Origin of the sequence: Marinobacter bryozoorum (genome assembly GCF_023156245.1) — a bacterium.
Classification (GTDB): domain Bacteria; phylum Pseudomonadota; class Gammaproteobacteria; order Pseudomonadales; family Oleiphilaceae; genus Marinobacter; species Marinobacter bryozoorum.
Genome location: NZ_JAKZAH010000077.1, coordinates 1 through 5,217 on the forward strand (window position 1 = coordinate 1; position 5,217 = coordinate 5,217).

At 52.4% G+C, this 5,217-nt stretch carries 5 protein-coding genes and 1 pseudogene; all 6 read right to left on the reverse strand.

The features are described from left to right. Positions 1 to 936, reverse strand: a 936-nt coding sequence (locus MLC59_RS19375; protein ID WP_248237243.1) for a hypothetical protein, incomplete at its 3' end; no start/stop codon positions are given. Positions 937 to 1,081: 145 nt separating this feature from the next. Beyond that, on the reverse strand, positions 1,082 to 1,444 hold the full coding sequence (locus MLC59_RS19380; RefSeq protein ID WP_248237244.1) for a hypothetical protein: 363 nt from the start codon (positions 1,442 to 1,444) through the stop codon (positions 1,082 to 1,084). Positions 1,445 to 1,853: 409 nt separating this feature from the next. Further along, positions 1,854 to 2,129, reverse strand: a pseudogene (locus MLC59_RS20230) (transposase); the annotation flags it as partial. Between the two features lie 70 nt (positions 2,130 to 2,199). Then, positions 2,200 to 3,087: a recombination directionality factor gene (locus tag MLC59_RS19385; RefSeq protein ID WP_248237245.1), complete on the reverse strand. Its 888-nt coding sequence runs from the start codon at positions 3,085 to 3,087 to the stop codon at positions 2,200 to 2,202. Between the two features lie 60 nt (positions 3,088 to 3,147). Continuing rightward, positions 3,148 to 4,149: a YqaJ viral recombinase family nuclease gene (locus tag MLC59_RS19390; RefSeq protein WP_248237246.1), complete on the reverse strand. Its 1,002-nt coding sequence runs from the start codon at positions 4,147 to 4,149 to the stop codon at positions 3,148 to 3,150. Between the two features lie 86 nt (positions 4,150 to 4,235). Beyond that, positions 4,236 to 5,177, reverse strand: a complete 942-nt coding sequence (locus tag MLC59_RS19395; RefSeq protein WP_248237247.1) for a DUF932 domain-containing protein — start codon at positions 5,175 to 5,177, stop codon at positions 4,236 to 4,238. Between the last annotated feature and the right edge of the window lie 40 nt (positions 5,178 to 5,217).

The following is a 5,217-nucleotide window of genomic DNA, read 5'->3' on the forward strand; positions in this document are numbered from 1 at the left end:
AGGATGGAATAGAGGTGGAAGATCAATCTGACAGGAACGCTGCCTGATGGTCATACACCAGATTTGACAATAACTCCGTAAGACCAAAAGCGTATCGTAATGCATTTTGAGAACAGGGTTATCGAGGTCCAGGGCAACTCGAAACTTCGCTTTCCAATTGTTTGTCGCCAGATCAGCCACCTGAGTGCCGTTATTAACCCGACCTCTTAATATGGCTAAATGTATAAATGCGTGCTCGGACCAACTAAAAAATGCATCCACCGCCGCCTGAGCTATCCAATCAGCTTCTGTAGATGATTTGAGTAAACCAGAATCTAAGACCCCCAACATTGACTGAATATCATTTCGGTCTTTTTTTTGGCGCAGGCTTTCATTCCGTCGCTCGATTTCATCCTTTTGATCGAAGAACTTTGTCCTAAAAAATTGAAAGCGCTCGAAAAGCCATCTGCAATGGTTTAATACATTTAGCCTATTACCTTTCGCCTCTTTCTCTGCTAGCCAACTAAAATAAGGGGCAGCACAAGACACTGCTTTTTGAATCCTTTTCGCGATTAATTCAGAATCCATTTCTTGTTGTTCGTTTGGCCGACCGCTCATTCGCGCGTTTGGGTCACTATTTGGAGCACAGATTCTAAGTCCCATTTTTTGGTGTTCGATTGCGTACAGCCGACCCTCATACCTAATCGGCACAGTCCAGGCACTTTTCTCCCATTGACCTATTCGCGGATACTGAAGAAAATCAACTAGTAGAAAATACACCAGGTAGTATGGTGGCAGCAGTTTACTACCTTGTGTTCTGGAAGACAGTAACAGGGACTTTGGCTCATCTCCTGATTGGGGGGAGCCTGCCGGTTTTACTTCGCCCAGAGCGCGAACAACTTTTCGCTTTAAATCATCAAATTCTGCGGCTGGGTTCGCACCAACATCTTCTGTCAAAGCATCTCCTAAAAGATCGTTTTTGAACTGGTCAAAGAATGCACCAAAATACCGAACGGCTAATCACAATGGAGGAGTTGGAGTGGAGACGAAAGAGCACGGAAAGGCCGTTCGCCAGCCATCGGCCACATACTCCTGTGATTTGTTAAGCACTATTCCGCTCTATAGATCTAACAACGAGGTCGTAGAGATCTGAGGCGGCTTCCCGCGCCTGTTCGATTTCAAGATTTTTGAACCAAACCAAGTGTCCACTTGCGGTATACCTCGATTTTTTGCTGGCGTACTGGTTGAAGATCTCGACTGCACTATCTCGAAGAGTCGTACCAATACTCTCGAGAATTTCGTCAACCTCGTTTGAGTAAGTTATGTAATCCCAGTGGACATCGGCATATTTAGAGCGAGTTTTCACTGTAATGAACGGAATCTGCTTCAACTCACAATGCTCAAGCCAGACGTTTTCCTTCGCAAAATCGGAACTCGTGTCGGAAAGCTCGACGTATTTTTCCATAATTTTCCTCTGGCGCTTAACACTGAAAAATTTAATGTTGTGCGCAGCATAACCTTTAAATGTGCGTTGGACTAAGCCTCTGCCACAAAGGCCAGCGGACAACGTATAAGGATAAAGTAAAGATTGGACGGGTAATGGAACGGCAACCCGAGTGGGCAAATGCGCTTGCCGGAAGTGCGTATCTTCCTGATGATCACCATAAAATGCCTCATCCCTGAGTATTTCTGGTCAGACTACCCGGCTGATTCTTTAATTTCCAGTCACAACTCAAGTCGAGACCCAGTTCTTCCGGAACTGTAACGCTCGCTGGAAGCCGCCATTAACAACGGCCACCCGTCACTACCCGAGGCTTTAAGCCGGGGGAATAAATTCCGTCCCTTCCAGCTGGAAGGTATTATGACCCCTCGTCTTCCCGGTAATCCTTGGACCTGAGTTTGGTCCGGTCACCGTACTGTGACACCAAGGGACCGTTGCTGATGGCAATGCGGTGGGTGTAACGGCCAGGTGATCCAACACTCCCTCCGCCTGTTCAGGCAACGTCGGGCGTAAACCACCCAATCGTTCCGCATCACTTCGTTGCGTACACCATCAGGAATCAGGCAATGCACGTGAACATGGCAACTCTGGTTCGTCCCTGAGTATGAAGGACGGCAGTCATGCCCAGCTCTCCCTGCAAATACTTGCTTTCAGGCAGGTTCTTTGCAAAAAAAGAAACCGACATAGACGAGTGACCCACACGGGTCACTCGTCTACCTCTATCCTGAAGCTGATCGATTTAAGTCTAGATCTTTCCTTAGCTTTGAGACTACCGTGGGAGTACCCTGCACGCTCTCCGCTGTATTAGCCGGATAAAACTCCTCCACAACTTCAGTCATCTCGTCCTCATCATACTCAAACAGCGCATTTCCAAATCCCTTGGCAGCCGCCGCATCCAGCGCGGCCTGGTCAATGCCCTCCTCTGCCACCTTGTTGGCTGTTTCCTTCGCTTTTACCACCGCTTCCTGCAATGAAAGGCCTTCCTTGATCACCAAATCCACATAGAAAATAGGCGTTCGCCGGCTCTGTGTCGTGCTTTTGCCCCGTAGCTTCAGTTCCAACGGCATGTACGCCAACAGACCACCAGAGACTGCCTGGTAGTAGCTCAGTCTCGCAGCAAGCGTCCGGATGCTGTTGTAACCCGTTGTGCGGAAGATGAAGGTGCCGAGATCATCGTCGTCACCGATCTTCACGTTCAGGCGCCCGTAGGGCTTGCACAGCCCTCCTTTGCCAAACTCGCACAGCGTTGGCCCAGGGCACGGCAATGACTGGACACCGGATTGCGTCAGGCGCTTGCAGGTATCGCCGTTCCCCACACACATGGGACGCCCACTTTTGCGGTCGAACATGGTGTATTCTGCGCGCAGGTTGAGGTCTGCCTCGTTGAACAGCATGCGTACCGGAATGGTTCGCAGCTTGCTGTTGGGCGCGTCCTTTCTCAGCTCTTCGTCCAGGGGGTGCAGTACCCAGCCATCCTTTTCCTGGATCTGGGAGGTGATGGTGAATTGATTGTCTTTTTGTGGCAGCCGGATGCCGTTTTTCTCAACAACCCGACCGATACTGATGCGCCCCAACACGGGAGGCGTGATGGCTAACCCTTTAATCATGATGATTCTCCTGAAAAAGGGCCACGGGGCACTCGTTACACCCGCGTGGCCAAGGGGACATTAGGCATGGAGCAGGAACCGGCGACTGCCCGGCTTGGTAAGGGGGTACTGCTCCAGCAGTTCCGGCTGGTCTTTCAGTAGCTGTTTGACGTTGAGACCTACGGAATCCTTGCTCCGTTTCCAGCTCACGCAGCCACTCGGGAACGTGGCCTTGGAGGCCTCGCCCATGTGGCTTTGAATGCGCTGCTTGAGATGGGATTCAGTGGACTTGAGGGTTTCCATTTCAGAGCGAATCGCCAGCAGCTCGCTGAATGCATCGGTCAGTTCCTTGCTCTCGCTGAAGTCCAGGGTCTCGCCTTGGTCTTCAGGGTACAAATGGCGCAGCGCACGTTCCGCCGACGCGGTGCCATCCACCGGGGGTGGCGTATCCGTTTCCACGTAATCCCAGAACTGGCGTTCCAATGTGATGAGTGCTTCTATCAGCTCCTCATTTCGCTCGATTCGGAAGATCTTCAATGACTGGCCACACAGCAAGACGCAGACATCCGCTGCCTGCTTGCCCGTGACAGCCAACTGGTGCTGAACCTGGCACTGAATGTAGTCCGGCACACCGTCTTTCCAAAGACGTGCCCCAAACTCTCCAGCGGTTTTGCATTCCAGGACTTGCACTTCGTCATCGGCCACCACGGAATAATCCAGGTTGGCCAGCATCCAGTGCTTGTCCGGATCAGGATGCTGCAGCACCGCATTTACTCGCCGGACCTTACGGCCGGTTTGCCGGCTGTACTGCTCAGCCACAATGGGTTCCAGGATATGGCCCCAGTAGACCGGTGATTCAGGATCATCAGAGTCCGGTTTTGGCATGCCGGCATCTCGACCGGTTTTAACCATCCAGAGTTCCAATTGAGACTGGTATGGATTCATGCCCACCGATGCGGCTGCATCACTACTGCCAATGCCCCGCTTGCGGACTCTCAGCCATTCATCACGGCTGAGGCCTTTGGTTGAAACCAGTCGCAGTGCTGGCCGTTGCTTGGGAAGTACGTTTGCGCTCATGCCCATGGTGTTTTCCTCCAGACATAAAAAAGCCCACCAGAGCACGAGGCTCCGGTGGGCTTTATGGCGGTTTTAGGGTTTTGAGATCGAAGTCAGGCCACAAGTGACATGGCCTGTTCGAGTGCGCGGTTTTTGATGGAAGCACCATTACCGAACCAGGCGGAATCAAGCCGATGGTCAACGGTTTTGGCCCGGCGTTGATGGTCAATGAACTCGGTGACTGCGTTCAGCAAGCCATAGGCAGTGCCGTCCGACGATGCCAATGTGGCGCCCATGCCCTCCCCTTCATACAAGGACAGGGCCTTGGCCATGGACCGTTCGTTGGTTTTGCCAACGCCGGTACCGGAATCATCGGTGAACACCTTCAGGAAGTAATTCCGGGCCTCAGTGGTTTTCACTTTCCGCTCGCTCAGCGTTTTCAGGCGATACATGAAATCGTCCCAGGCGGAAACGGAAATACCGAGTTGCTTCTTCACCAGGTCTGCATCGAACGCCGTGTTGTGCTTCACCTTCACTGCATTGGCCGTGGAATCCTTCAAGGCCACAGCCAGGGTGTTGTTGCACACCACCCGAATACTGGTGAATTGGGCCGTAGTAGCCATGGTGCCATCACAGGCCGTGGCCAACAGGACGTAGGCATTGGTTTGGTCATTGCCCTTCAACATGCCGGATTGACCGGTGCGAGCCAGCGCCCACATTTTCCGGCCGCCTTTCAACACGCCGGCTGTTTCCAGTTCAAAGCCGGAGACCTCGGTCAGATCCCGATAGAACTCCAGAATCTCTTCGGGCTGAACCACCTTGAAACGGTTACCGACGACCGAAAGCGGCGCTTTGGTATCTGAGCGATACAGCACCTTGGAATCCGGGTAGGACAGGATCTCACCCAGCGGGCTTCCGGCATTAGTCACGTAGCGAACGGGGCTTTCCTGAATCTGCCAGTCCAGACCGGCCTGCCTGGCCCAGACTTCCAGTGGCTGATTGGAGGTCAATTCGTTCCCTAGCAGCCTGTCGGACTTGCACCTGACAGGCCTTATTTAAAGTTGTCTTGTCTGCCTGGTTTCCCGAGTTTGACCG

Excerpts from the sequence above, each read along its gene's own strand:
- MLC59_RS19385 (WP_248237245.1), bottom strand. The coding sequence starts at position 3,087 with ATGATTAAAGGGTTAGCCATCACGCCTCCCGTGTTGGGGCGCATCAGT.
- MLC59_RS19380 (WP_248237244.1), bottom strand. The coding sequence starts at position 1,444 with ATGGAAAAATACGTCGAGCTTTCCGACACGAGTTCCGATTTTGCGAAG.
- MLC59_RS19390 (WP_248237246.1), bottom strand. The coding sequence starts at position 4,149 with ATGGGCATGAGCGCAAACGTACTTCCCAAGCAACGGCCAGCACTGCGA.